The following is a 21,444-nucleotide window of genomic DNA, read 5'->3' as shown; positions in this document are numbered from 1 at the left end:
GCCATGACACACCGCCACGCACAACGACTCTCGCGCCGTACCACCCTGGGTTTGCTGTTTTCTGCCGTCGCCGGCGTGATGGCGGCCGGCATGCCGGTCGCGGCGCAGGCGCAAGCCAAGGGGGAAGTGCAAGCCAAGGGCGAGGTGCGCATCGGCTACCAGAAATACGGCACATTGACCTTGCTCAAGGGGCGCGGCACCCTGGAAAAACGCCTGGCCGAGCAGGGCGTGGGTGTGAAGTGGACGGAGTTCCCGGCCGGTCCCGTGCTGCTGGAAGGCCTGAACGTGGGCAGCATCGATTTCGGCACGGTGGGTGAGGCGCCGCCGATCTTTGCCCAGGCGGCCGGCGCCAACCTGGTGTACGTCGGCAATGAGCCGGCGTCGCCCGCCAGCGAAGCCATCGTCGTGCCCAAGGGTTCCGGCCTGCGCACGCTGGCTGACTTGAAGGGCAAGAAAATCGCCCTGAACAAGGGCTCGAACGTGCATTACCTGTTATTGAAGGCGTTGGAAAAGGCCGGCGTCGCCTACGCCGACATCCAGCCCGTATTCCTGCCGCCGGCCGATGCGCGCGCCGCCTTCGAACGAGGCAGCGTGGATGCCTGGGCCATCTGGGATCCGTTCCTGGCGGCCGCCGAAAAGCAGCTGGGCGCCCGCGTGCTGGCCGATGGCAAGGGCCTGGTGGCGAACTACCAGTTCTATCTCGCCTCGCGCACGTATGCCGAGAAAAACCCGGAAATCCTGCGCATCGTGCTCGATGAAGTGGCCAAGGTCGATGACTGGGGCCGCAACAACCCGGAAGAAGTGGCGACGATTTTGTCGGCGCAGACGGGGCTGGGCAAGGATGTCGTGGCGCTGGCCGCCTCGCGCTATGCGTATGGCGTCAAACCCGTGTCGGTCGACGTCATCGCGTCGCAGCAAAGGGTGGCCGATGCGTTTTCCAGCCTGAAGCTGATACCGAAACCGATCGTCGTCAAGGACGCGCTGCTGCCGGCGCGCCAGCTGGCCACCAGCACAAAATAAACAAGCAAAGGAAAGCGCACCATGTCATTGAATGTCTTCTGGTTCATCCCTACCCACGGCGATAGCCGCTACCTGGGCACGTCGCAGGGCGCGCGCCCCGTCGATGCCGATTACCTGCGCCAGGTGGCCGTGGCCGCCGATACCCTGGGCTACGACGGCGTGCTGCTGCCGACGGGCCGCTCCTGCGAAGATGCGTGGGTGGTGGCCTCGTCCCTGATCAGCGTGACGCAAAAGCTGAAATTCCTCGTGGCCATCCGCCCCGGCCTGTCCACGCCGGGCCTGGCCGTGCGCATGGCCTCCACCTTCGACCGCCTGTCGAACGGGCGCCTGCTCATCAACGTCGTCACGGGCGGCGACCAGGGAGAACTGGAAGCGGACGGTCTGTTTGCCGACCATGCCAAGCGCTATGAAATCTCCGATGAATTCATCAAGGTGTGGCGCGCCACCCTGGCGGGCGAGGGCGGCGCGGCCGGCTATGATTTCGAGGGCAAGCATATCCAGGTGAAGGGCGCGAAAACCCTGTATCCGCCCGTGCAGAAACCATATCCGCCGCTGTACTTCGGCGGCTCGTCGGAGCCCGCGCATGAACTGGCGGCCGAGCAGATGGACGTGTACCTGACGTGGGGCGAGCCGCCTGCCGCGGTTGCCGAGAAAATCGCGGACATCCGCGCGCGCGCCGCCAAGCGGGGACGCACGGTGCGCTTCGGCATCCGCCTGCACGTGATCGTGCGCGAAACCAACGAGGCGGCCTGGCGCGCGGCCGATGAACTGATCAGCCACCTGGACGACGACATCATTGCCAAGGCGCAGGCGGCGTTCGGCAAGATGGATTCCGTGGGCCAGCAAAGGATGGCGGCCCTGCATGGCGGGCGGCGCGACAAGCTCGAAGTGTCGCCGAATCTGTGGGCCGGCGTGGGCCTGGTGCGCGGCGGCGCGGGCACGGCCTTGGTGGGCGATGGCCCGACGGTGGTGGCGCGCATGCAGGAATACGCGGACCTGGGCATCGACACCTTCATTTTCTCCGGCTACCCGCACCTGGAAGAGTCGTACCGCTTCGCCGAACTGGTATTCCCGTTGCTGGGCAAGGGCAAGGCTGTGGGTGAGCAGTCACTGACGGGACCGTTCGGCGAAGTCATGGCCAGCAATATCGTGCCGGCCGCGCCGCAGAAAAAGGCGGCCTGAGATGGCGACGGCCACCGTCAAAGGTCTGCCCGGCACGCCGTGGCGCAATGCGCTGGCGCCGTGGGCCTTGCCCGTGGCGCTGCTGCTGGCCTGGCAACTGGCGGCGCAGTGGGGCTGGCTGTCGAGCCGCATCTTGCCCGAGCCGTGGGCCGTGGCGAAAGCCTTCTGGCACCTGGCCGTGTCGGGCGAATTGTGGCTGCACCTGAAAACGAGCTTGTGGCGCGCCACGGTCGGTTTTACCGTCGGCGCGGGACTGGGCTTGCTGCTGGGACTCTTGACGGGCAGCTTCCGCCACGCGGAAACCCTGCTCGACACGACCCTGCAAATGGTGCGCAACATCCCGGCCCTGGCCCTGATCCCGCTGGTGATCCTGTGGTTCGGCATCGACGAGACGGCGAAACTGTTCCTGCTGGCCGTCGGCGTCTTCTTTCCCGTCTACCTGAACACCTTCCACGGCATCCGCTCGGCGGACCAGGGTCTGATCGAAATGGCGAAAAGCTATGGCCTGTCGGGCTGGCCCCTGTACCGCGACGTGATCCTGCCGGCCGCCATGCCGTCGATCCTGGTCGGCGTGCGTTTTTCGCTGGGACTCGTGTGGGTGCTGCTGATCGTCGCCGAAACCATCTCGGCGCAGGCCGGCATCGGCTACATGACCATGAACGCCCGCGAATTCCTGCAAACGGACGTGGTGCTGGTGGGGATACTGCTGTATGCCTTGCTGGGCAAGCTGGCCGATTTGTTCTCGCGCCGGCTGGAACGCCACTGCCTGCGCTGGAACCCCGCTTACCGCTAATGACGAAAGAAGACACCATGCTGCTTGCCCCCATCCAGATCGAAACGGATTTCCTGTCGCACTTCGTGCAGTACGACCCGGCCAGCGCGCCGCCGCAGGCCAGGGCCGCCCCGCAGGCCCCTCTGGCGCGCCGCGGCGTGCCGCTGGCCTTGACGCAATTGAGCAAGGCCTATGGCGAACGTCCGGTCCTGAAAAACGTCGACCTGCAGCTGGAAGCGGGCGAATTTGTCGCCATCGTGGGACGCAGCGGCTGCGGCAAGAGCACCTTGCTGCGCTCGATCGCGGGCCTGGAAAGCGTCGATGAAGGCCAAATCGCCATCGGCAGCGGCGTGGGCGCGCCCGATATCCGCATCATGTTCCAGGAATCGCGGCTGCTGCCGTGGAAGACGGTGCTCGACAACGTGGCCCTGGGCCTGCCCCGTTCCGTCGGCGCGGCGGCCGCCTCGCTGTGGACGGTGGGCCTAGCCGAGCGGGCGGACGATTGGCCGTCAGCGCTGTCGGGCGGGCAGAAACAGCGCGTGGCGCTGGCGCGCGCGCTCGTGCACGAGCCGCAACTGCTGCTGCTCGACGAACCTCTGGGCGCGCTCGACGCCCTGACGCGCATCGAGATGCAGCAGCTGATCGAGTCGCTGTGGCTGGCGCGCGGTTTCACGGCCGTGCTGGTGACGCATGACGTGGCCGAAGCCGTGGCCCTGGCCGACCGGGTGCTGCTGATCGAGGATGGACAGGTCACCATGGACGTGCCGGTGGACTTGCCGCGCCCGCGCCAGCGCGGCCATGCGGCGTTCGCCGCGCTGGAGCAGGCTATCTTGTCGCGCGTGCTGCAACCGCAGGGTCAGATAACTGCGCCAGCACGATGAAGCCGTCGCTGTCGAGCGTCGCGACGATGGCTTCATAATTGTCGATGGCCGGGTGGCGCGTGGCCAGCGGGTGCGCATGCGTGGCGGTGACGACGATGACCTTTGCTCCAGCCGCTTCTCCCGCCTCGATACCGACGGAGGCATCTTCGAACACCAGGCAATCGGAGGGCGCCACGCCCAGTTTTTCCGCCGCCAGCAAATAGCAATCGGGCCGGGGTTTGCCCGCCTTGACGTCTTCCGCCGTCACCATGATGGCCGGTATCGGCATGCCGGCCGCCTTCAGGCGGGCCGTGGCCAGCGCGCGCGGCGCCGACGTGACGATGGCCCATTGCGCGGGCGGCAGCGATTGCAAAAAGCGCAGCGCGCCCGCGATTTCAATAATTCCTTCCACATCGATGATTTCGGCGTCCGTGATGCCCTGCGATTCGCGCTGCGCGTCGACGCCGGGCAAGCGCAGTTTGGCGATGGTGTCGACCGAGCGCGCGCCGTGGATCGTGGGCAGGAAGGCTGCCACGTCGAGGCCCTGGCGCTGCGCCCAGGTGCCCCAGATGCGTTCGGCGGCGGCGATGGAATTGATGACGGTGCCGTCCATGTCGAACAGAAAAGCCCGGTAGCGGCCGGCGGCCGATGGTGTCGGGGATGAAGACGGCGAGGGCAGTGCGGACATGGCTTCCTTCCGGATGATGGGCTGGAAGCCATTGTAACGGCAGTCGATTTTTATTTCACAGGTAGACCGATTCAAACCTGGCCACGGGCGCGCCATCCTTGAGCAGGATCAGGTACTCGCCATCGAAACGGTAACCCGTCACGCTGTTCAAGTTGGCCAGCACGGCGCTTTCCAGCTGCATCAGGGGCGGCGGGCAGGCCATGCGCGTGCCGGCCAGCTGCGTGAAGCGCAGGGCCGTGCCGGCCAGCGTGTAGCCGCCCATGACCTGGTTGCAGCCCGTGAAACCATGGACCTTGCCATCGTCGGTGAGGGTGATGCGCACTTCGCGTTCCTGCTGCGGCGCCATCGTCACCGGGGCGCCATCGAGTTCCGTCAGCTTCCAGTAGGTATTCGTCAGGCTGTAGCTGGGCGTCAGGCCGGTGTCCGGCTTGACGCTGTCGGACGTGGCGGCGCAGCCGCCGGCCATGGCGATGGCGGCGGCGAGGGACAGGTATGTGAGGCGATGCAGCATGGCGAGCTCCAGTATCAAGGTGTATAGCCGCAAGATTAGCAGTTTTCCCGTATCTGCTGGCGTACCGCAGCGGCGAATGTTTTCATTTTGCCAGTACTGGCATTACACTCATGCTTTCTGCTGTTTCAACCTTGATCGGGAGCCGGGCCGATGCTGCAAGCGCAAGCGCTGGATAATCGACTGGTCGCCACCAGTGCCGACGACGTGCTGGTCGACCGCATCGTGCCCGGCGCGCCGCTGGTGATCGCCTTTGGCTTTGTCTCGTGGACAACGCGTCCCGCCTTCGATTTTTACGGGCGCCTGCGCAAGCTGGAACAGGCCAGCGGCCAGCACCTGAACAAGATCCTCGTGCGCGATTCGGGCAACGCCTGGTACCACCGGCGCATCGCTGGGCTGGGCAATCACGTGGATGAAACGGCGCAAGCCCTGCGCGAGCTGGTGCGCCGCATCGCGCCCGGCCAGGTCAGCACCGTCGGCCAGTCCATGGGCGCGTACGCGGCCGTCATGTATGGCTTGCTGCTCGAGGCGCAGCACATCGTCGCCTTCGGACCCTTGTCTTTTCTGGACGTGCAGCAGGCGCGCCTGTACCACGAGCTGCGCTGGCTGCCCGTGATGGAGTCGCTGGCGCAAGACCCGCCGCCGTCTGGCTACTATGACCTGGCCGCCCTGTGCCGCGCCAGGGCGACGGCCGATACGCAGCTGCACCTGGTGTTCGGCACGCGGCCTGACGTCGCCAATGCGGGCGCCAGTGCCAGCGAATCGGTGAACCTCGACGCCATGCACGCGCAGCGCCTGGCCGCCTTCGGCCGCTGCACCCTGCACCCGTATCCCCAGTCGGGCCATGCGGTGGTGCAGCACCTGATCGACACGAAGCGCATCAACGGTTTGCTGGCCAGCTGCATACTCGGTCTCACGCTGGAAGAAGAACCCATGCCGGAGATCGGCGCTGCCTGGCATGACTGGGTGGTGGAAAACCTGCGTTTGGGCTGCGCCGGCGAGCAGCTGGTGGCGGTGCTGCAGCAGCATGGCTTTTCGCTGGCCAGCAGCATGGCCGCCGTGGATGCGGCCCGCGTCAAGGCCCTATGACGCCGCAGTTCGAACTCGACACCCTGAAAATCCGCATCGCCGCGCCTGAACTGGCGGCGCTCGACTTGCGCGTGCGGGTGCAGCGCGCGCTGCGCCAGTTGATACTCGACGGCGTACTGGCGCCCGGCCTGCGCCTGCCGGCCACGCGCGCGCTGGCGCAGTCGCTGGGCGTGTCGCGCGAGACGGTGGAAATGGCGTATGCGCAGCTGCGCCTCGATGGCTATGTGCGGCGGCAGGCGGGATCGGGCAGTTTTGTCTCGCCGACGATAGGCGCGAGCTTGCTGGGCAAGCCTGCGACTGCGTTGCCGCCCTTGTCCGCGCTGCCGGCGGCCCTCAGCGCGCGCGGCGCGCAGATTTTCGCCAGCGGCGGCGTGGCCGACCAGCAGAGCGTGAAGGCCTTCGCCACGGGCTTGCCGGAAACGCGGGCCTTTCCGCTCGACGTGTGGGAGCGCTTGCGGCGCCAGGCCGCCGGCGAACACAGTGCCGGCGTGCTGCTGCACGGCGACCCGCAAGGGGCCGGGCCTTTGCGCCAGGCCATCGCCGACTATGTGAACCTGGAGCGGGGTGCGCGGGCCACGGCGGACCAGGTGCTGGTGCTGAGCAGCACGCGCCAGGCCCTGTACCTGTGCGCGCAAGTGCTGGCCGACGCGCACGGCCCCATCCTGATGGAAGACCCCGGCTATTTCGGCGCGCGCAAGGCGTTTGAGATGGCGCAATTGCGGGTCGTGCCCGTGCCTGTCGATGCGCATGGCTTGTCCATCGAGCACCTGCGCGCGGACCGCAGCGGGGCCAACACGATTTACGTCACGCCGTCGCATCAATACCCGACGGGCGCCACCCTGGCGCTTGAGCGCCGCCTGACCCTGACTGCCTGGGCCGCCGAGCGCCAGGGCTGGATCATCGAGGATGATTACGACAGCCAGTTTCACTACGCGGGCTTGCCGACGGCTTGCGTGCAGGGGCTCGATACGCAGCAGCGCACGATTTACCTGGGCACCTTTGCCAAATCGCTGTATCCGGGGCTGCGCCTCGGCTACATGGTGCTGCCGCCCGCGCTGGTCAAGCCGATGACGTATGCGCGCAGCATCCTCGACGGGCATACGCCGCAGCTGGACCAGCTGACGCTGGCCCGTTTCATCGCCGATGGCCATTTCGCGGCCCATGTGCGCGCCATGCGCAAGGTCTACGCCGTGCGCCGCGATGCGATGGCGCAGGCCGTGCAGCGGCACTTGCCGCACGTGGTGACGGCGCAGCTGCCGCCGGGCGGCTTGCAGATGCCGTGTCTGCTGCACGGGGGCAGGGACGAGCTGGAAACGATACGCCTGGCGGCGCAGGCGGGCATCGTGCTGCCGGGCCTGAGCCGGCTGTACGCGAGGCCGCCGGAGCGGGGCGGCTGGCTGCTGGGCTTTGCCGCGCTCACGCCGCACGAGATCGACAGCGGCATCGTCCGCCTGGCTCGCGCGCTGGGGTGAGCGCTCAAGTGGTCTGCTATGCATGCGCAAAGTGGCCTGCCTGAGCAGTCCATGCGGCCGTTAAGATGCCCCTTTTGAACCTCAGGCAAGGGCACACGCATGCAGACCAGTTCCACATCATCGGCGTCGATCGACAACACGACACGGGCGCGCTGGCGCGACCTGGCGTCCCCCGCCATGGCGGCCTTCATCTCCGTCCTCGTCAACTATGGCGGCACCTTCGTGCTGGTGTTCCAGGCGGCCCAGCTGGCCCAGCTGAGCGCCGCGCAGACGGCGTCCTGGGTCTGGTCGCTGAGCATCGGCGTGGGCGTGACGGGTATCTGGCTCAGCTACCGTTACCGCGCACCCATCATCACGGCCTGGTCCACGCCCGGCGTGGCCTTCCTGGCCACCGTCATGCCGCATACGCCATATGCCGAGGTGATCGGCGCCTATATCGTGTCCGCCATCGCCTTCATCTTGCTGGGCATGTCCGGCGCCTTCGAGCGCCTGGTGCGCCTGATACCGGGCGGCATCGCCGCCGGCTTGCTGGCCGGAATCCTGCTGCAATTCGGCGTGAACGCGTTCGGCGGCGCCAGCGCCGATCCGCTGCTGGTGGTGGTATTGCTGCTGTCGTACGCCGTGCTGCGCCGTTTCACGGCGCGCTTTGCCGTGGTGGGCATCATGCTGATCGGCCTGGCCCTGCTGCTGGCGCAGGGGCGCATCGATACGCAAGGCATCGCACTGGCCCTGGCCGCGCCCGTGTTCGAGATGCCGCGCTTTTCCGTGGCGTCTCTGCTGGGCGTGGCGCTGCCCCTGTTCCTGATCACCCTGACGGGGCAATACATGCCCGGCATGCTGGTGTTGCGCAATGACGGCTACCAGGTCAGCGCCAATCCCATTTTGACGGTGACGGGCCTGGGTTCGCTGCTCATGGCGCCATTCGGCGCGCACGCCTTCAATGTGGCCGCCATCACGGCCGCCATCTGCACGGGCAAGGATGCGCATGCGGACCCGTCGAAGCGCTATGTCGCGGGCCTGGCGTGCGGCGTGCTGTACATTCTGGTGGGCATCTTCGGCGTCACCCTGGCCAGCCTGTTCATGGTCTTGCCGCGCCCCTTCATCACGGCGCTGGCGGGCCTGGCCTTGCTGGGCGCCATCGGCAACAGCCTGGCGCAGGCGATGGCGGACGTGCGCATGCGCGAAACGGCGCTGATCACCTTCCTGGCCACGGCCGCGAACGTGACCCTGCTGGGCGTGGGCGGCGCCCTGTGGGGACTGGCGGCCGGGCTGGCGGCGCATGGGCTGATGCATGGCTGGCGCAAGGCGGCATGACGGCGGCATCGCCGGACAGCTTGCCCATGTTGCCGGCCGCCGCATACAATTGCTGCGCCCGTGCCCGTTGGCACCACTGAACGATTGAACGATGCCCGAGATCACTTCCCTGGCGCAGTATCTGCTGGCGATCACGCCCGCCTTCCTCGTCTGCGCCGCCTTGCTGCTGGCCGTTCCCCGGACGGTGCCGCTGCTGCGCGTGCTCGTGCACATGCTGTTTTTCGTGCTGGCGCGCGACGCGATGACGGCGCATGGCTATTGGCAAGTGGCGGCGGGCGGCTTGCGTTTCACGGCGCCGCCGCCGGTCTTGCTGGCGCTGGGGGCCATGTCGCTGGCCCTGGTGGCGAGTACTTGCTGGCTGGAAAGCGAGGCGCGCCGCCAGATCCGCTGGCTGGGCATGCGGCCGGTCCTGTCCGTGTTGCTGGGCGTGGCGGGCGCGTGCGTGATCATCGCCTTGGCGACGGGCTTGAAAGCCCTGTCCGGCTTGCCGTCCCTGGCGCCCGTTGCGCCATCCGCGCTGCCCTTGCTGCTGGGCTTTGCGCTGGCGGCCAACTGTTATGAGGAATTGCTGTTTCGCGGCTTGCTGCAGCAGCAATTGCGCGCCTGGCTGCCGGCCTGGCGCGCGGCGCTGGTGTCGGGCCTGCTGTTTGGCCTGTGCCACGCCTTTCTCGCCACCACCGTCACGCAGGTGGGCGCGCCCATCCTCGTGTTCACCGTGATCGAAGGCGTGGTGGCGGGGCTGGTATATTGCCGTGCCGGCTTGCTCGGCGCATCCCTCGCGCATGGGCTGGCGATTTTTGCGCTGGCCGCCGGCTGGGTGTGAAATCTGTTGTTTAATGTTAAAGAAACGAGAAGACAATGCCTGTAAGCTCTTACCTGAATACCCGTCCCGTGCTGGGCGAGCGCGTCTACCTGCATGACACGGCGCAAGTGATTGGCGACGTGCAGATCGGCGACGACTGTTCCATCTGGTGCAACAGCGTGCTGCGCGGCGACGTCAACCGCATCGTCATCGGCGAAGGCAGCAATATCCAGGACTTTTCCATGGGCCACGTGTCGCACAGGAATGCGGCCAAGCCCGACGGTTCACCGTTGACCATCGGCAAGTACGTCACCATCGGCCATTCCGTGATCTTGCACGGCTGCACCATCGGCGACGAGTGCCTGATCGGCATGGGCAGCATCGTCATGGATGACGTGGTGGTGGACAAACACGTGATGCTGGGCGCGGGCAGCCTGGTGTCGCCGGGCAAGGTGCTGGAAAGCGGCCATTTGTACGTGGGCCGTCCCGCCGCCAAGGTGCGCGCACTGACCGAGGCCGAGATCGCCTACCTGCGCTATTCGGCCGAGCACTACGTGCGCGTGAAGAACAATTACCTGGCCGGCGAGCCGGGCTGATGCGTCAGGCTGGCGCCGTGGCCAGCGCATTGATGCGCGCCGCCATGGCGCGCGCGTCAGGCACGCCGAGTACCAGGCGCGCCCACTTTTCGCCCTGCAATTCGATGACCAGTGGCTGCGTGCCGCGCGTCATGAAGACAAACTGGCGGTCGCCACCCTTGTGGTAGGTGCCCGCCGAAATGACGCCAGGCAGGTTGGTGCCCGGGGCGCGCAAGCCCAGGGCCGTGCCGCGAAAGCCGTCATCGTCGGTGGCGCCACGCACATGCTGCAGGGGAATACGCAGGTTGCCGTGAAAGGAGGCCAGCTTTTCCCACAGGGCCAGGCGGATGGTCAGTGCATCGTCGTTCAATTCGAGGACAGGCATGGTGTCTCCTTTGGTGATTGATCCAGATGGCTTAACAGGCGTTCGCCCAGCAGGCGGGCCGTCCCGGCGCCCGTGTCCTGCACGGCGGCGCGGCACAGCACCGTGATGGCGGCGTCGGAGGGCGCCAGTTCCTTCAAGGCGATGATCAGCAAATCGACCGCTTCTTCCCGCGCCGGCCAGCCAGGCTGCAGCGCCTGCGCCAGCACGCGCTCGAACAGATGGCGCTTGGAGCCGAATGCCTTGTACAGGCTGCCGCGCAGCAAACCGGTCGCCTTGACCAGGTCATCGATCGATGCGGCGTTGTAGCCCAGGCTGCCAAAGACGGCGGCAGCCTGGCTGATGACGGTCGTTTCGTCGAAGTTGCGCGGTCTGGCCATGGTACGTAAGCAATGCGTGCGGCGGGGCGGGATGTCCCGTATCTGCTTCCACTATAGGCATTGGTGAACGATTGGTCAATAACTATCGGCGGGCAGCCGTTGGCGCAGTTCCGGCCGCGGCGCCAGGTCGTGCGGCAGGCGCAGGCCGGAGACGAGGCCCAGGCGCCGCAACAGCAGCAGCATCCACCAGCCCGGGTCCCATTCGCCCGGCAGCAGGCCCAGCCTGGCTGAACCCGGATACGCGTGATGGTTGTTGTGCCAGCATTCGCCCATGGTCAGCAGCGAGGTCAGGCGGATATTCCGGCCTTGCACGGCGGCGCCGTCGACATGGAAGTGCATTTGCCCATGGTTGTGGGCGAAGTAGCCGATCAGCCAGTGGCCCAGCACGCCGGCGCTGACGCGCGCGCAGACGCCCCAGCAGACGTAGCCCCAGCCGCCCCAGGCGTAGAACAGCATGGCCCACGGCAATTGCTGCAGCATCCAGGTTTTTTCCAGGAAACGATAAAAGCGGTCGTGCGCGATGCGCGGCTCGATGGCGATGTGGGGCGGGTGGGTGAGGTCCAGGCAGCAGTGGAGTTGCCACCAGGCATCGCGCCAGAAGCCGGCGCCGTGCCGCAGATACGGGTGGCAATCGGGCAGGCGCTGGGCATAGTCGCGTAGCTCGTGCTGGCGCAGCAGGCCCAGCGGGCCGCTCAGACCCACCAGCACGCCCAGGTAGACGAGTACATATTCCAGCCATTGCGGGCATTCGAAGCTGTCGTGGATCAGCTTGCGGTGGCTGCCCAGCGAGTGGCCGAACAGCAGGACGATGGCCGTACTGACGATAAACAGCGCCACGCCCGTCCAGCTGAAGAAGAACAGGGCGCCAGTCACGGCGCCGGCCAGCATGGCCGTCAGCCACAGCGATGGCAGCGGTGCGTAGCGCACCACGCCGTCCAGCACTTCGCCAGCGTGGCTGGCGCGGACGCGGTGACTGTCCAGGCTGGCCGTTGGCATCAGCCCTTGGGGGCCGACGACGGTTGCGTGTACTTGTCGAAGTTGGTGATGTAATCGTTGAAGTTGTCGGTCAGCATGCGCTTGTACTGTTCCGTGAAGAAGGCCACGGCGCCTTCCTTCTCTGCCTGCATCTTGGCCACGTCGTTGCTCTTGCTGGCGACGAGGAAGGCGTTGAAGCGGGCGGCCGCGTACAGCAGCGAGGTGGCCACTTCATTGCCGCCGCTGTGCATGCATTGCTCATTGGCCAGGGCGATGACCTGGTCGGCGCGTTCCCAGAATTCCGGGCCCGGTGCTGGTTTTGTCGTTGGTGTGCTCATAGAAATCCCTCATGAAAGTGCGCGCCAGTCTACACAGGGGGCCGCGGGCTGTCCAGCCGCACGGCCGCCAGTCAGGGCGTTTGCAGGATCTGTTCGAGCAGCACGGCCAGCGGCTGGCGGATATCGAGCACGATGCCGGCCTCCTCCGCCTGCAGCGGTTGCAGGGTGGCCAGCTGGCTGTCGAGCAGGCTGGCGGGCATGAAGTGGCCCGGGCGCTGCAAGCGGCTTTCCAGCACGGCGCGCGGGCCGTCCAGGTGGACAAAGCGCAGGGCCGGATCGCCTGCGCGCAGCATGTCGCGGTAGGCGCGCTTCAGGGCCGAGCAAGAGACGACGAGGCCGCTGTCTTGCGCGCGCGCCGCAGCGATGCGTTCGCGCAGGGCGGCCAGCCAGCCGGCCCGGTCGGCATCGTCGAGCGGGATGCCGGCCGCCATCTTGGCCACGTTTTGCGGGGAATGCACGTCGTCGCCTTCCACGTAGGGCACGTGCAGGGCCTCGGCCAGCAGGCTGCCGACGGCGCTCTTGCCGCAGCCGGACACGCCCATCACGACCCAGCGCACGGCGGGCACGTCCAGGTGCAAGGTCAAGGCGCCGAAACGATGACGGTGACGCGGCGGTTTTCCGCCTTGCCCGTCTTGCTGGCGTTCGAGGCGACCGGTTTGCTCATGCCCAGGCCCTTGACGGTGATGTTGTCGCGCGGAATGCCCGATGCGCTCATGGCGTCGGCCACCACGTTGGCGCGCGCCAGCGACAGCTTGTTGTTGTACGCTTCCGTGCCTTCGTTATCCGTATGGCCTTCCACGCGCATGTGGGTAATGCCCACTTTCAGCAGGGCGGCGCTGATTTTCTGGATGGCGTTGCGGCTCGGTGCCGTCAGCTTGGCGGCATCGAATTCGAACAGCAGCTTGTCGGTAAAGCTCAGTTCCCAGCCTTCGTCGGTCTGGTTGAAGCCTTGCTCCTTCAAGGTGGCGACTTGCTCGGCGTTGAACAGCGGTTTGATTTCTGGCGTGCTCTGGCAGGCGGCCAGCAGGCCCAGCATGAACAGACCGAGGACGCCGCGGCGTAATTGTGCGTAGAGAAATTGCATGGTGTTGCTCCTTGGTTCAGGGGTGAATATGGGGTTGCGGCAGGCGCGCCACCTGGCGCGTGCCGCGCTGTGCCTGCTTGGCGCGGTACATGGCTTCATCCGCCGCGCCCACCAGCGAGACGGCGTCGATGGCGTGGTCGGGGAAGACGGCCACGCCGATGGTCAGCGAGCTGACGATACTGTTACCAGTGGGCAGTTCAATGGCTTGCGCCATGGCGGCGATGATGTTGTCGGCGATGTGCATGGCGTCGCTGCTGTTGCGCAGCGGCTTGAGCAGGATGGCGAATTCGTCGCCGCCCAGGCGCGCCACCAGGTCGCCCTCGCGCAATTGCTGCTTGATGCGCGCGGCGATCGTCACCAGCACCCGGTCGCCCGAGGCATGGCCGAAGGTGTCGTTGATGTATTTGAAGCGGTCGCTGTCGAGGAACAGCACGGCCACCTTGCCATTGCCGACCCGCGCTTCGAGGATGGCGCGTTCCAGCTCCGCTTCCATGAAGGCGCGGTTCGACAGGCCCGTCAGGCTGTCGTGGTTGGCGCGGTGCGACAGCGAGGCGTTTTCCTTTTGCAGATGGCTTTGCCATGCTTCCAGTTCGTCGAGCAGGGCGTTGAAGTCGTCATTGATCTGGTTCAACTCGGCAATATTGGCTGGCGGCACGCGCAGTTCGAACGAGCGGTCGCGCCGCACGCGGTGGGCCGTTTCCGCCAGGTGGCGCAGGGGCGACGTGATTTCCGTTTCCATGCGGCGCGACAGGCGCACGGCGACGGCCAGGCTGAGCACCAGGCAGGCGAGCAGGCAGGCCAGGCCGCTGAGCAGGAAGGGCAGCAGGCTGCGGCTGTGCGGCACCAGGGTGATGTTGCCGATGGCTTGTTCATTGCGCGTGATGGGGAAAGTCAGCGAATCGGGCAGCATCCAGCCCGTCAGCGCGCGTTCGATGTAGTAGCGCGTGCCATGTTGCCCACGTTCCCAGCGGGCCAGCACCTTGCCGGCCGTGTCGCTCACCTGCGCCTGGTCAATATCTTCATTGACGCCGATCAAGGCCAGCGCTTCCCTGGCGGCCTGGGAATCGCCAAAGACGACGGCCCCTTCCACCGTGTAGCTCATCGAGCGGGCCACCAGGCGCAGGTTCTGGTCCGAATACACGCGCAGGGCCAGCAGCGCCACGGCCGTCAGGGTCAGGCCGGCCGCCAGCACGGCGATCAGCGACACGCTCAGGTGGGCGCGCCGCAGCACGCTGTCGAGCGTGGGGCGGGGCGTGCGGGCAGGCTTGGTGCTCATGCGGGCGCTCATGGCGGCGGTCCCTTGCGACGTGCAATTTGCAAGGCGTTCGGATGCACGCGCAGGCCGCTGCGGGCGATGGCGTCGAGGTTGACGTCAAAGCCGATCTGCGCCTCGTTCAGGCGCAGGCAGAACATGGTGCCCACGGTGCACGACGTGCCGGGTTCGGCGACCGATAAAATCGGCTTGCCGATGAGCTGCGCCAGCAAGTGCTCGCGCTCTCCCTCAGGCAGGCTGCCCAGGTAGACGACGTCGCATTCGCTGGCCGCGCTTGCCAGCGCCGGGATTTTCACGCGGATGCGCTGGCCCAGGCTGGAGGCGGGCGTGTCGACGATGGCCGCGCCGTAACGGGGCGCACCGACCATGCAGACGCGCACTTCCTGGCGCGCCACGGGCCAGCGCACATAGCTGACGATGCCAAACAGGACCTGGGCCACCTCGGCGGGACGCCTGGCGTCGGCCGCCGCGCCCGCTTGCGCCCACGCCGCACACGGCGCCAGCGCGGTGCCGGCGAGCAGCGAAGCCAGCAGCACGACAGCAAACAGGGCTGGCGGCGCGGAGCGCTGCCGGTGGCGGGGGGAGGAGGGCACGGCGTCGGTGTCTTTATTCGGGTCGGGTGGCTACTTATACTGTTACTCAGCAACACAGACTCTACGGAAGTCCCTGTTGAAAGTAAATCACGGCGCTACGCCATACAACCTTGCATTATAAACACGAATGTGAAAACTTGCATTCTTTACCATGAGAATTACTTGTCAACACTGCCGTGGCACGCCAGAGTGTTGCTATTCTTCCAGTGTCGCTTCCAGCAAGTCGATTTCGCGCAGCAGGCGCAAATGGATGGTGTCGTCCAGTTCGCCCGAAATGCGGCGGCGGAACAGTTCATCGCGCTCCGCATTCAGCGCTTCCAGGCGCAGCGCGCGCTCGGCCTTGGCCAGTTCCTGCAAGCGCATCGCTTCGTCGTTGCTGCTTTCGCCATACGCGAGGCGGCGCCGGTAGGCTTCGATCAGGCGGTTGGCCGCTTCCGTGACGACTTGCTGCTTGTCATTCTTGTCGATGCCTTCGCACACTTTTTCCAGCCGCGCGATGGCCGCTTCGGCGGCTGCGGCGCGGGCATTGCGTTCTTCCGTCGAACGGCGCGCGGGCGGCGCGAACACCAGGCCCTTGGTCAGCAGGGGCAGGGTGACGCTGGCCAGCAGCAGCGACAGCAGGATCACGCCCATGGCCAGGAAGATGACGAGGTCGCGCGCCGGGAAACGATTGCCATCGGGCAAGAACAGGGGCAGGGTCAGGATGCCGGCCAGGGTCAGCGCGCCGCGCACGCCCGCGAACGACGCCACCAGCAGCAGGCGCAGGCTGGGGCGCGCCAGCAGCGCCGCATCCTTCGGTTCGCCCGCGATTTTCTTGTGGTGCTTGAACAGGGTCAGTTTCATGGAAATGAAGACCCAGAGGAAACGCATGAAGGTCAGCCCCACCGTGATGGCGATGACGAACAGGGGCAGCTTCCAGGCGCTGCCGGCGCCGATTTCGGCGGAGGCGGCCGGCAAGCCGGCCACGGTGGCGGGCAGTTGCGCGCCCAGCATGACGAAGATCACGCCGTTCAAGACCAGTTGCACGGTATCCCACACGGCCTTGCGCTGGGTGCGCGTGGCGGCCAGCGGGCGGCCGATCAGATCGGCATAATGCATGGACACGCCCGCCGTGGCGGCGGCCAGGATGCCGGAACCGTGGATTTGCTCGGCGCCCAGGTAGGCGGCGAACGGGATCAGTATGCTGATGAGGATTTGCAGGCCCGGTTCTTCGCCCACCTTGCTCACCAGCCATTTATTCGCCAGGCCCACGCCCCACGAGATGGCCAGGCCGATGACGATGCCGCCGCCCGCTTCCTGCAGGAAACTCAGCGAGGCGGCGCCGATGGAAAAGCCGCCCGTCATCATGGCGCCTACGGCAAACGTGAAGCAGACCAGGCCCGAAGCGTCGTTCAGCAGCGATTCGCCTTCGAGGATGTGCATCAGGCGCGGCGGGATCGGGTTGCCGGCGGCGATCGCCGAGACGGCCACGGGGTCCGTCGGCGAGAGGATGGCGCCCAGCGCGAAGGCGACGGCCAGCGGCACGCTGGGGATCAGCCAGTCGATGAAAAAGCCCATGCCCAGCACGGTAAACAGCACCAGGCCGATGGCCAGCATCAGGATCGAGCGCGCGTCGGAAAAGAAGGCGCCCTTGGGGATGCGCCAGCCGTCGAGAAACAGCAGCGGCGGGATGAAGAGCAGGAAGAAAATGTCGGGGTCGAGCGGTACTTGCACGCCAAACAAGGCCAATCCCGTGCCGCCGGCGATCTGGATCAGGGGCAGGGGCAGCCTGACCCAGCGCGAGCGGGCGAGAAAGCCGCACAGGACGACGGTCAGGACGAGGATGAGGATGATGGTAACGGTATGCATGAAGGAGCGGCGGCGTGCTGAAACGCTGATTATAAGGCGCAGCCCGCCTGCGGCGTTGCCTGCGTGTCATTGCGTACATACAACAAGTCACAATCGCGGTAAGATTGTCACCGTGGCCCTGTTGCCGCCGCCGTTGGCCGGCGGCCCGTGCGCCTTGCTTACACCCTGGCCTTTACTTTTCACTGGTTCCTGTTTTGCTCAAGAAAATCTTCACCGGCCTGCTGTTGTCGCTGGCATTGCTCATCGTGGCGGCCCTGGCCGCGTATCTGTATTACTGGCGCCCCGCGCTGGCGCCCATCGATCCGCCTGCCGCCACGGCATTTTCCCCGCAAGTGGTGGAGCGGGGCCGCATCCTGGCGGGCATGGGCAATTGCGCCGCCTGCCATACGGCCAGGGACGGCGCCGATTACGCGGGCGGCCACGGCCTGGCCACGCCGTTCGGCACGATCTATGCGACGAATATCACGCCCGACCGGCAAACGGGCATCGGCCGCTGGTCGCTGGCCGCCTTCCAGCGGGCCATGCGCGAAGGCGTGGGCCGCGATGGCGCCCATTTATACCCCGTTTTCCCGTACACGCATTTCAACCTCGTCTCGGATACGGACTTGACGGCCTTGTACGCGTATTTCATGACGCGCCCGCCCGTGTATGCGGCAGCGCCCGCCAACAGCGTACCGTTTCCCCTGAACCTGCGCCCCTTGCAGGCAGGCTGGAAGTTGCTGTTTTTCAAGCCAGCGCCTTTCCAGCTTGATCCTGCGCAAGGCCTGGACTGGAACCGGGGCCGCTACCTGGCCGAAGGCCTGGCCCATTGCGCCGCCTGCCACACGCCGCGCAATGCGCTGGGTGCTGAGCTGGCCGGTTCGCCCTACCTGGGCGCGGCCATCGACCACTGGTATGCGCCGGCCTTGACCAGCGCCAACACGGCCCCCTTGCCGTGGACGCAGGACGAGCTGTACGCCTTCCTGCGCACGGGCGCGACGGCCCTGCACGGCGTGGCGGCAGGACCCATGTCGGCCGTCGTGCACGAAGGCATGGGCGCCTCGCCCGATAGCGATATCCGCGCGCTGTCCGTATATTTTGCCGGCGTGGCCGGGGCAGAGCAACGCCAGGTCGATACGGATGCCGTGGTGAAGGCCGGCATCGCCCGCTCGCAGAGGGTCAGCCTGGTCGACAACGACCGTGGCGCCAGCCTGTATGTGGCCGCCTGCGCGTCGTGCCACTCGAACAGCGATGGCCGGCCCGTGGCCCTGCGTCCGGAACTGAGCCTGAACAGCGCCGTCAGTGCGCCCGATCCCGCCAACCTGATCCAGGTGATATTGCACGGCATCAGCAAGGATGCGGCCATGCCCGGCGTGCTGATGCCCGGCTTTGCCGCCTCGCTGACGGACAATGACGTGGCCCAGCTGGCCGCCTATCTGCGCCGCAGCCGCAGCCACCAGCCGGCCTGGACGAACCTGGAAGCGGCCGTGGCGCGCACGCGCGCCGGCAAGTAACTCTTGAAAGTTTCTTATGTATAACATTACCGTCAATGGCCAGCCCTTCGGCACCGAGACCGACGCCGAGACGCCCCTGCTGTGGGTGCTGCGCGATGAAGTCAACTTGAAGGGCACGAAGTTTGGCTGTGGCATCGGCATGTGCGGCGCCTGCACCGTGCACGTGGATGGCCGCGCCATGCGTTCGTGCATCACGCCGATTGCCGCCGTGGCCGGCTGCGCCATCACCACCATCGAAGGCCTCTCGCCCGATGGCACGCATCCTTTGCAGCGGGCGTGGCTGGCCACGCAGGCGCCCCAGTGCGGCTATTGCCAGTCGGGCCAGATCATGCAGGCGGCCACCTTGTTGAAAGATTATCCGCAGCCGACGGATGCGAATATCGATGCCGTCATGAGCGGCAACCTGTGCCGCTGCATGGCGTATGTGCGCATCCGCAAGGCCATCAAGCTGGCGGCCGGCATGCAGGAGGCGCCCGGTGTTTAAGTTGCCGAAAGAAAATTCTGCCGCCCGTCCCAGCTCGCTGGGCCGGCGCGGTTTCCTGATCGCCGCCGCCGGCACGGGGTTTACTTTGGCCTTTCTGCGCGCCGACAGTTCCCTGGCCGACAGCAAGGTGGCACGCGTGCCGCCCGCCAAGCCGGCCGCGCCCGTGTTCGACCCCAGCATCTGGTTCCAGATCGGCCGCGATGGCATGATCACCGTCAATATCGCCAAGGCGGAAATGGGCCAGCATATCGGTACGGCCCTGGCGCGCATCGTCGCCGAGGAACTGGAAGCGGACTGGAGCAAGGTACGCCTGCATTATGTGGATACGGACCCGAAATGGGGCTTGATGGTGACGGGCGGCAGCTGGTCCGTCTGGCAGAATTTCGACCCGCTCAGCCGTGCCGGCGCGGCCGGGCGCCTGGCGCTGGTCGAGGAGGGCGCGCGCCTGCTGCGCGTGCCCGTGTCCGCCTGCCACGCCAGGCTGGGCGTCGTGCATGGCCGGGGACGGTCGATCAGCTATGGCGACATCGTGCGCCGTGGCAAGCTGGCGCGCCAGTACACGCCGGAGCAATTGAAAGCGATCGTGCTGAAAACGCCGCAGCAGCGCAGCCTGATCGGCCAGCACGTGCAGGCGCTGGACATTCCCGCGAAAATCAATGGCGCGGCCGTGTACGGCATCGATGCGCACGTCGAGGGCATGTTGTATGCGCGCCCGAAGATCCCGCCCACGCGCTACGGTGCGAAAGTGGTGTCCATCGATGATGCGGCCGCGAAAAAGGTCAAGGGCTACCTGCGTTCGTTCGCCTTGCAAGATCCCAGCGGCACTGTGCCCGGCTGGGTCATGGTGGTGGCCGAAACGTATGCGGCCGCCATGCGCGCGGCCGAGCTGGTGCAAGTGAAATGGCGGGCCGGCGCGGCGGCCCACGTGGCGGAGCAGGATATCCTCAACTACGCCACCAAGCAGCTGGCCGATGCCAGCCTGGGCGCGCGCGTGGTCGACGACGACGGCGTGGAGCAAGCGTTCAAGGATGCCAGCCTGCAACTGGAGCGCCGCTACACGACCAGCACCGTGCTGCATTTCCAGCTGGAACCCGTGAATGCCCTGGCGCAGGAAATCGACGGCGTCTGGCACATTCATGCGGGCAACCAGTGGCAATCGTTGATCCTGCCCGTGCTGGCGCAGGCGCTGAAGGTGCCGGAGAGCAAGGTCATGCTGCATACCTATCTGCTGGGCGGCGGCTTCGGGCGGCGTCTGAATGGCGATTATTGCGTGCCGGCCGCCTTGGCGGCGCAAGCCGTGGGGCGGCCCGTCAAGATGATTTGCACGCGGGCCGACGATGCCCGCTTCGATTCGCCCCGTTCGCCGTCCGTGCAGCATGTGCGCATGGCGTTCGACGACGCGGGCAAGGTGTCGGCAATGGTGCACGAGGCCAGCGCCGGCTGGCCCACGCAAGCCATGATCCCCGCCTTCCTGGCCAAGGATACGCAGGGCCATCCGTATGACCCGTTCGCCATCGCCGGCGCCGACCACTGGTATTCGGTGGGTGCGCAGCGCGTGCGGGCCGTGTCGAACGACCTGGCCAACAGCAGTTTCCGCCCCGGCTGGCTGCGCTCCGTGGGTCCCGGCTGGACGAATTGGGCTGTGGAAAGTTTCATGGACGAGGCGGCGCAGGCGGCCAAGGTCGATCCGCTGGCGTTCCGCCTGTCCTTGCTGCAGGCGTCGGGCCGCAATGCGGGCAGCGCGCCGAACGCCGTCGGCGGCGCCGCGCGCCTGGCCCACGTGCTGCAGCGCGTGGCGGACAAGGCGGGCTGGGGCAAGGCCATGCCGCCCGACACGGGCCTGGGCATCGCCGCCACGTTCGGCCAGGAACGCGACATGCCCACCTGGACGGCGTGCGTCGCCCGGGTCAAGGTGGACCGCGGCACTTGCATGGTGAAAGTCGAAAAATTGTTCATGGTGATCGATGCGGGCAGCATCGTCGACCCCGATGGCGCGCTGGCGCAGGCGGAAGGGGGCGCCCTGTGGGGCGTGAGCATGGCCTTGCATGAAGGCACGGCTTTCCTGAACGGCGAAGTGAAGGATACCAACCTGAATACCTACACGCCCCTGCGCATGGCCGACGTGCCCGAGCTCGACATCGAATTCGTTGCCAGCACGCATACGGGGACGGGCATGGGCGAACCGCCCACGACGGCCGTGGCGCCGGCCATCGGCAACGCCATCTTCGCCGCCGTGGCGTCGCGCGTGCGGCATTTGCCGATCCGCCCGGAAGCCGTGCTGAAAGGGCTGGACCGGCACGGCGCCGTGTAGT

23 protein-coding genes are annotated in these 21,444 nt (G+C 66.5%); 12 read left to right on the top strand and 11 right to left on the bottom strand.

The window, feature by feature from the left end; genetic code table 11:
* The first annotated feature begins 3 nt into the window (after positions 1 to 3).
* The 4 genes from OX460_RS13900 to OX460_RS13885 are packed head-to-tail and all read left to right on the top strand — an operon-like array spanning position 4 to position 3,855.
* Entirely contained in the window at positions 4 to 1,020 is a 1,017-nt protein-coding gene (locus OX460_RS13900; protein ID WP_289899009.1) for a sulfonate ABC transporter substrate-binding protein, read from the top strand.
* Positions 1,021 to 1,041: 21 nt separating this feature from the next.
* Positions 1,042 to 2,202, top strand: coding sequence for an FMNH2-dependent alkanesulfonate monooxygenase (gene ssuD / locus OX460_RS13895; protein ID WP_289899008.1), 1,161 nt, complete (start codon positions 1,042 to 1,044; stop codon positions 2,200 to 2,202).
* 1 nt (position 2,203) lies between these two features.
* A complete protein-coding gene (ssuC, locus tag OX460_RS13890) occupies positions 2,204 to 2,995 on the top strand; it encodes an aliphatic sulfonate ABC transporter permease SsuC (protein ID WP_077402582.1) in 792 nt (263 codons plus the stop codon).
* A gap of 17 nt (positions 2,996 to 3,012) precedes the next feature.
* Positions 3,013 to 3,855, top strand: coding sequence for an ATP-binding cassette domain-containing protein (locus tag OX460_RS13885; RefSeq protein WP_289899007.1), 843 nt, complete (start codon positions 3,013 to 3,015; stop codon positions 3,853 to 3,855).
* Here OX460_RS13885 and OX460_RS13880 read toward each other — a convergent pair.
* Entirely contained in the window at positions 3,800 to 4,522 is a 723-nt protein-coding gene (locus tag OX460_RS13880; RefSeq protein WP_289899006.1) for an HAD-IA family hydrolase, read from the bottom strand. The two genes, OX460_RS13885 and OX460_RS13880, sit on opposite strands and share 56 nt — an antisense overlap.
* A 55-nt stretch (positions 4,523 to 4,577) precedes the next feature.
* Entirely contained in the window at positions 4,578 to 5,033 is a 456-nt protein-coding gene (locus OX460_RS13875; RefSeq protein ID WP_289899005.1) for an META domain-containing protein, read from the bottom strand.
* Between the two features lie 150 nt (positions 5,034 to 5,183).
* Here OX460_RS13875 and OX460_RS13870 point away from each other — a divergent pair, with 150 nt between their 5' ends.
* The 5 genes from OX460_RS13870 to OX460_RS13850 all read left to right on the top strand — a co-directional run bounded on the left by OX460_RS13870 (position 5,184) and on the right by OX460_RS13850 (position 10,303).
* Positions 5,184 to 6,119 carry a hypothetical protein gene (locus OX460_RS13870; protein ID WP_289899004.1) on the top strand — a complete coding sequence of 312 codons (936 nt, stop codon included), beginning with the start codon at positions 5,184 to 5,186 and terminating at the stop codon, positions 6,117 to 6,119.
* Positions 6,116 to 7,591, top strand: a complete 1,476-nt coding sequence (locus OX460_RS13865; RefSeq protein ID WP_289899003.1) for a PLP-dependent aminotransferase family protein — start codon at positions 6,116 to 6,118, stop codon at positions 7,589 to 7,591. The genes OX460_RS13870 and OX460_RS13865 overlap by 4 nt, the downstream gene beginning before the upstream one ends.
* Before the next feature lie 177 nt (positions 7,592 to 7,768).
* Positions 7,769 to 8,905 carry a benzoate/H(+) symporter BenE family transporter gene (locus OX460_RS13860; protein ID WP_289899358.1) on the top strand — a complete coding sequence of 379 codons (1,137 nt, stop codon included), beginning with the start codon at positions 7,769 to 7,771 and terminating at the stop codon, positions 8,903 to 8,905.
* Positions 8,906 to 8,996: 91 nt separating this feature from the next.
* Positions 8,997 to 9,728 (top strand): CPBP family intramembrane glutamic endopeptidase, encoded by a 732-nt coding sequence (locus tag OX460_RS13855; RefSeq protein ID WP_289899002.1) that lies wholly within the window; start codon positions 8,997 to 8,999, stop codon positions 9,726 to 9,728.
* A 35-nt stretch (positions 9,729 to 9,763) separates the two neighbouring features.
* Positions 9,764 to 10,303, top strand: coding sequence for a gamma carbonic anhydrase family protein (locus tag OX460_RS13850; protein WP_289899001.1), 540 nt, complete (start codon positions 9,764 to 9,766; stop codon positions 10,301 to 10,303).
* 4 nt (positions 10,304 to 10,307) lie between these two features.
* Here the strand turns inward: OX460_RS13850 and OX460_RS13845 are convergent, their stop codons facing one another.
* The 9 genes from OX460_RS13845 to OX460_RS13805 form a co-directional block, all read right to left on the bottom strand.
* Entirely contained in the window at positions 10,308 to 10,667 is a 360-nt protein-coding gene (locus OX460_RS13845; RefSeq protein ID WP_099664554.1) for a hypothetical protein, read from the bottom strand.
* Complete coding sequence (locus OX460_RS13840; protein WP_289899000.1) at positions 10,649 to 11,044, bottom strand: helix-turn-helix domain-containing protein; 396 nt, start codon at positions 11,042 to 11,044, stop codon at positions 10,649 to 10,651. Before OX460_RS13840 ends, OX460_RS13845 begins: the two co-directional genes overlap by 19 nt.
* Positions 11,045 to 11,119: 75 nt before the next feature.
* On the bottom strand, positions 11,120 to 12,040 hold the full coding sequence (locus OX460_RS13835) for a fatty acid desaturase (RefSeq protein WP_289898999.1): 921 nt from the start codon (positions 12,038 to 12,040) through the stop codon (positions 11,120 to 11,122).
* Positions 12,040 to 12,357 carry a DUF3144 domain-containing protein gene (locus OX460_RS13830; RefSeq protein ID WP_092712778.1) on the bottom strand — a complete coding sequence of 106 codons (318 nt, stop codon included), beginning with the start codon at positions 12,355 to 12,357 and terminating at the stop codon, positions 12,040 to 12,042. The genes OX460_RS13835 and OX460_RS13830 overlap by 1 nt, the downstream gene beginning before the upstream one ends.
* 71 nt (positions 12,358 to 12,428) lie before the next feature.
* A complete protein-coding gene (locus OX460_RS13825) occupies positions 12,429 to 12,899 on the bottom strand; it encodes a gluconokinase (protein ID WP_289899357.1) in 471 nt (156 codons plus the stop codon).
* A gap of 38 nt (positions 12,900 to 12,937) precedes the next feature.
* Positions 12,938 to 13,441 carry an OmpA family protein gene (locus OX460_RS13820; RefSeq protein WP_289898998.1) on the bottom strand — a complete coding sequence of 168 codons (504 nt, stop codon included), beginning with the start codon at positions 13,439 to 13,441 and terminating at the stop codon, positions 12,938 to 12,940.
* Between the two features lie 16 nt (positions 13,442 to 13,457).
* A complete protein-coding gene (locus OX460_RS13815) occupies positions 13,458 to 14,717 on the bottom strand; it encodes a diguanylate cyclase (RefSeq protein ID WP_289898997.1) in 1,260 nt (419 codons plus the stop codon).
* An 8-nt stretch (positions 14,718 to 14,725) separates the two neighbouring features.
* Positions 14,726 to 15,307 (bottom strand): YfiR family protein, encoded by a 582-nt coding sequence (locus OX460_RS13810; RefSeq protein WP_289898996.1) that lies wholly within the window; start codon positions 15,305 to 15,307, stop codon positions 14,726 to 14,728.
* Positions 15,308 to 15,502: 195 nt separating this feature from the next.
* Positions 15,503 to 17,155 (bottom strand): Na+/H+ antiporter, encoded by a 1,653-nt coding sequence (locus tag OX460_RS13805; RefSeq protein WP_077402630.1) that lies wholly within the window; start codon positions 17,153 to 17,155, stop codon positions 15,503 to 15,505.
* A gap of 194 nt (positions 17,156 to 17,349) precedes the next feature.
* Here OX460_RS13805 and OX460_RS13800 point away from each other — a divergent pair, with 194 nt between their 5' ends.
* Genes OX460_RS13800 through OX460_RS13790 form a run of 3 tightly spaced genes read left to right on the top strand, consistent with a single transcriptional unit; the run spans position 17,350 to position 21,443 of the window.
* A complete protein-coding gene (locus OX460_RS13800) occupies positions 17,350 to 18,648 on the top strand; it encodes a cytochrome c (protein WP_289898995.1) in 1,299 nt (432 codons plus the stop codon).
* Between the two features lie 16 nt (positions 18,649 to 18,664).
* Complete coding sequence (locus OX460_RS13795; protein ID WP_034782880.1) at positions 18,665 to 19,132, top strand: (2Fe-2S)-binding protein; 468 nt, start codon at positions 18,665 to 18,667, stop codon at positions 19,130 to 19,132.
* The gene (locus OX460_RS13790) at positions 19,125 to 21,443 is read left to right on the top strand and encodes a molybdopterin cofactor-binding domain-containing protein (protein WP_289898994.1); all 2,319 of its coding nucleotides are present in this window, start codon (positions 19,125 to 19,127) and stop codon (positions 21,441 to 21,443) included. The genes OX460_RS13795 and OX460_RS13790 overlap by 8 nt, the downstream gene beginning before the upstream one ends.
* Position 21,444: the final 1 nt, after the last annotated feature.

Source organism: Janthinobacterium sp. SUN033, from assembly GCF_030397595.1.
GTDB lineage: Bacteria > Pseudomonadota > Gammaproteobacteria > Burkholderiales > Burkholderiaceae_D > Janthinobacterium > Janthinobacterium kumbetense.
Note: the sequence above shows the minus strand (reverse complement) of the source record. Positions and strands in the feature narration are given on the sequence as shown.

Coding starts and splice junctions, on each gene's coding strand:
- OX460_RS13795 (WP_034782880.1), top strand. CDS start 18,665: ATGTATAACATTACCGTCAATGGCCAGCCCTTCGGCACCGAGACCGAC.
- OX460_RS13860 (WP_289899358.1), top strand. CDS start 7,769: ATGGCGGCCTTCATCTCCGTCCTCGTCAACTATGGCGGCACCTTCGTG.
- OX460_RS13830 (WP_092712778.1), bottom strand. CDS start 12,357: ATGAGCACACCAACGACAAAACCAGCACCGGGCCCGGAATTCTGGGAA.
- OX460_RS13840 (WP_289899000.1), bottom strand. CDS start 11,044: ATGGCCAGACCGCGCAACTTCGACGAAACGACCGTCATCAGCCAGGCT.
- OX460_RS13875 (WP_289899005.1), bottom strand. CDS start 5,033: ATGCTGCATCGCCTCACATACCTGTCCCTCGCCGCCGCCATCGCCATG.
- OX460_RS13835 (WP_289898999.1), bottom strand. CDS start 12,040: ATGCCAACGGCCAGCCTGGACAGTCACCGCGTCCGCGCCAGCCACGCT.
- ssuC (WP_077402582.1), top strand. CDS start 2,204: ATGGCGACGGCCACCGTCAAAGGTCTGCCCGGCACGCCGTGGCGCAAT.
- OX460_RS13900 (WP_289899009.1), top strand. CDS start 4: ATGACACACCGCCACGCACAACGACTCTCGCGCCGTACCACCCTGGGT.
- OX460_RS13815 (WP_289898997.1), bottom strand. CDS start 14,717: ATGAGCACCAAGCCTGCCCGCACGCCCCGCCCCACGCTCGACAGCGTG.
- ssuD (WP_289899008.1), top strand. CDS start 1,042: ATGTCATTGAATGTCTTCTGGTTCATCCCTACCCACGGCGATAGCCGC.
- OX460_RS13870 (WP_289899004.1), top strand. CDS start 5,184: ATGCTGCAAGCGCAAGCGCTGGATAATCGACTGGTCGCCACCAGTGCC.
- OX460_RS13820 (WP_289898998.1), bottom strand. CDS start 13,441: ATGCAATTTCTCTACGCACAATTACGCCGCGGCGTCCTCGGTCTGTTC.
- OX460_RS13845 (WP_099664554.1), bottom strand. CDS start 10,667: ATGCCTGTCCTCGAATTGAACGACGATGCACTGACCATCCGCCTGGCC.
- OX460_RS13885 (WP_289899007.1), top strand. CDS start 3,013: ATGCTGCTTGCCCCCATCCAGATCGAAACGGATTTCCTGTCGCACTTC.
- OX460_RS13880 (WP_289899006.1), bottom strand. CDS start 4,522: ATGTCCGCACTGCCCTCGCCGTCTTCATCCCCGACACCATCGGCCGCC.
- OX460_RS13825 (WP_289899357.1), bottom strand. CDS start 12,899: ATGGGCGTGTCCGGCTGCGGCAAGAGCGCCGTCGGCAGCCTGCTGGCC.
- OX460_RS13855 (WP_289899002.1), top strand. CDS start 8,997: ATGCCCGAGATCACTTCCCTGGCGCAGTATCTGCTGGCGATCACGCCC.
- OX460_RS13850 (WP_289899001.1), top strand. CDS start 9,764: ATGCCTGTAAGCTCTTACCTGAATACCCGTCCCGTGCTGGGCGAGCGC.
- OX460_RS13805 (WP_077402630.1), bottom strand. CDS start 17,155: ATGCATACCGTTACCATCATCCTCATCCTCGTCCTGACCGTCGTCCTG.
- OX460_RS13865 (WP_289899003.1), top strand. CDS start 6,116: ATGACGCCGCAGTTCGAACTCGACACCCTGAAAATCCGCATCGCCGCG.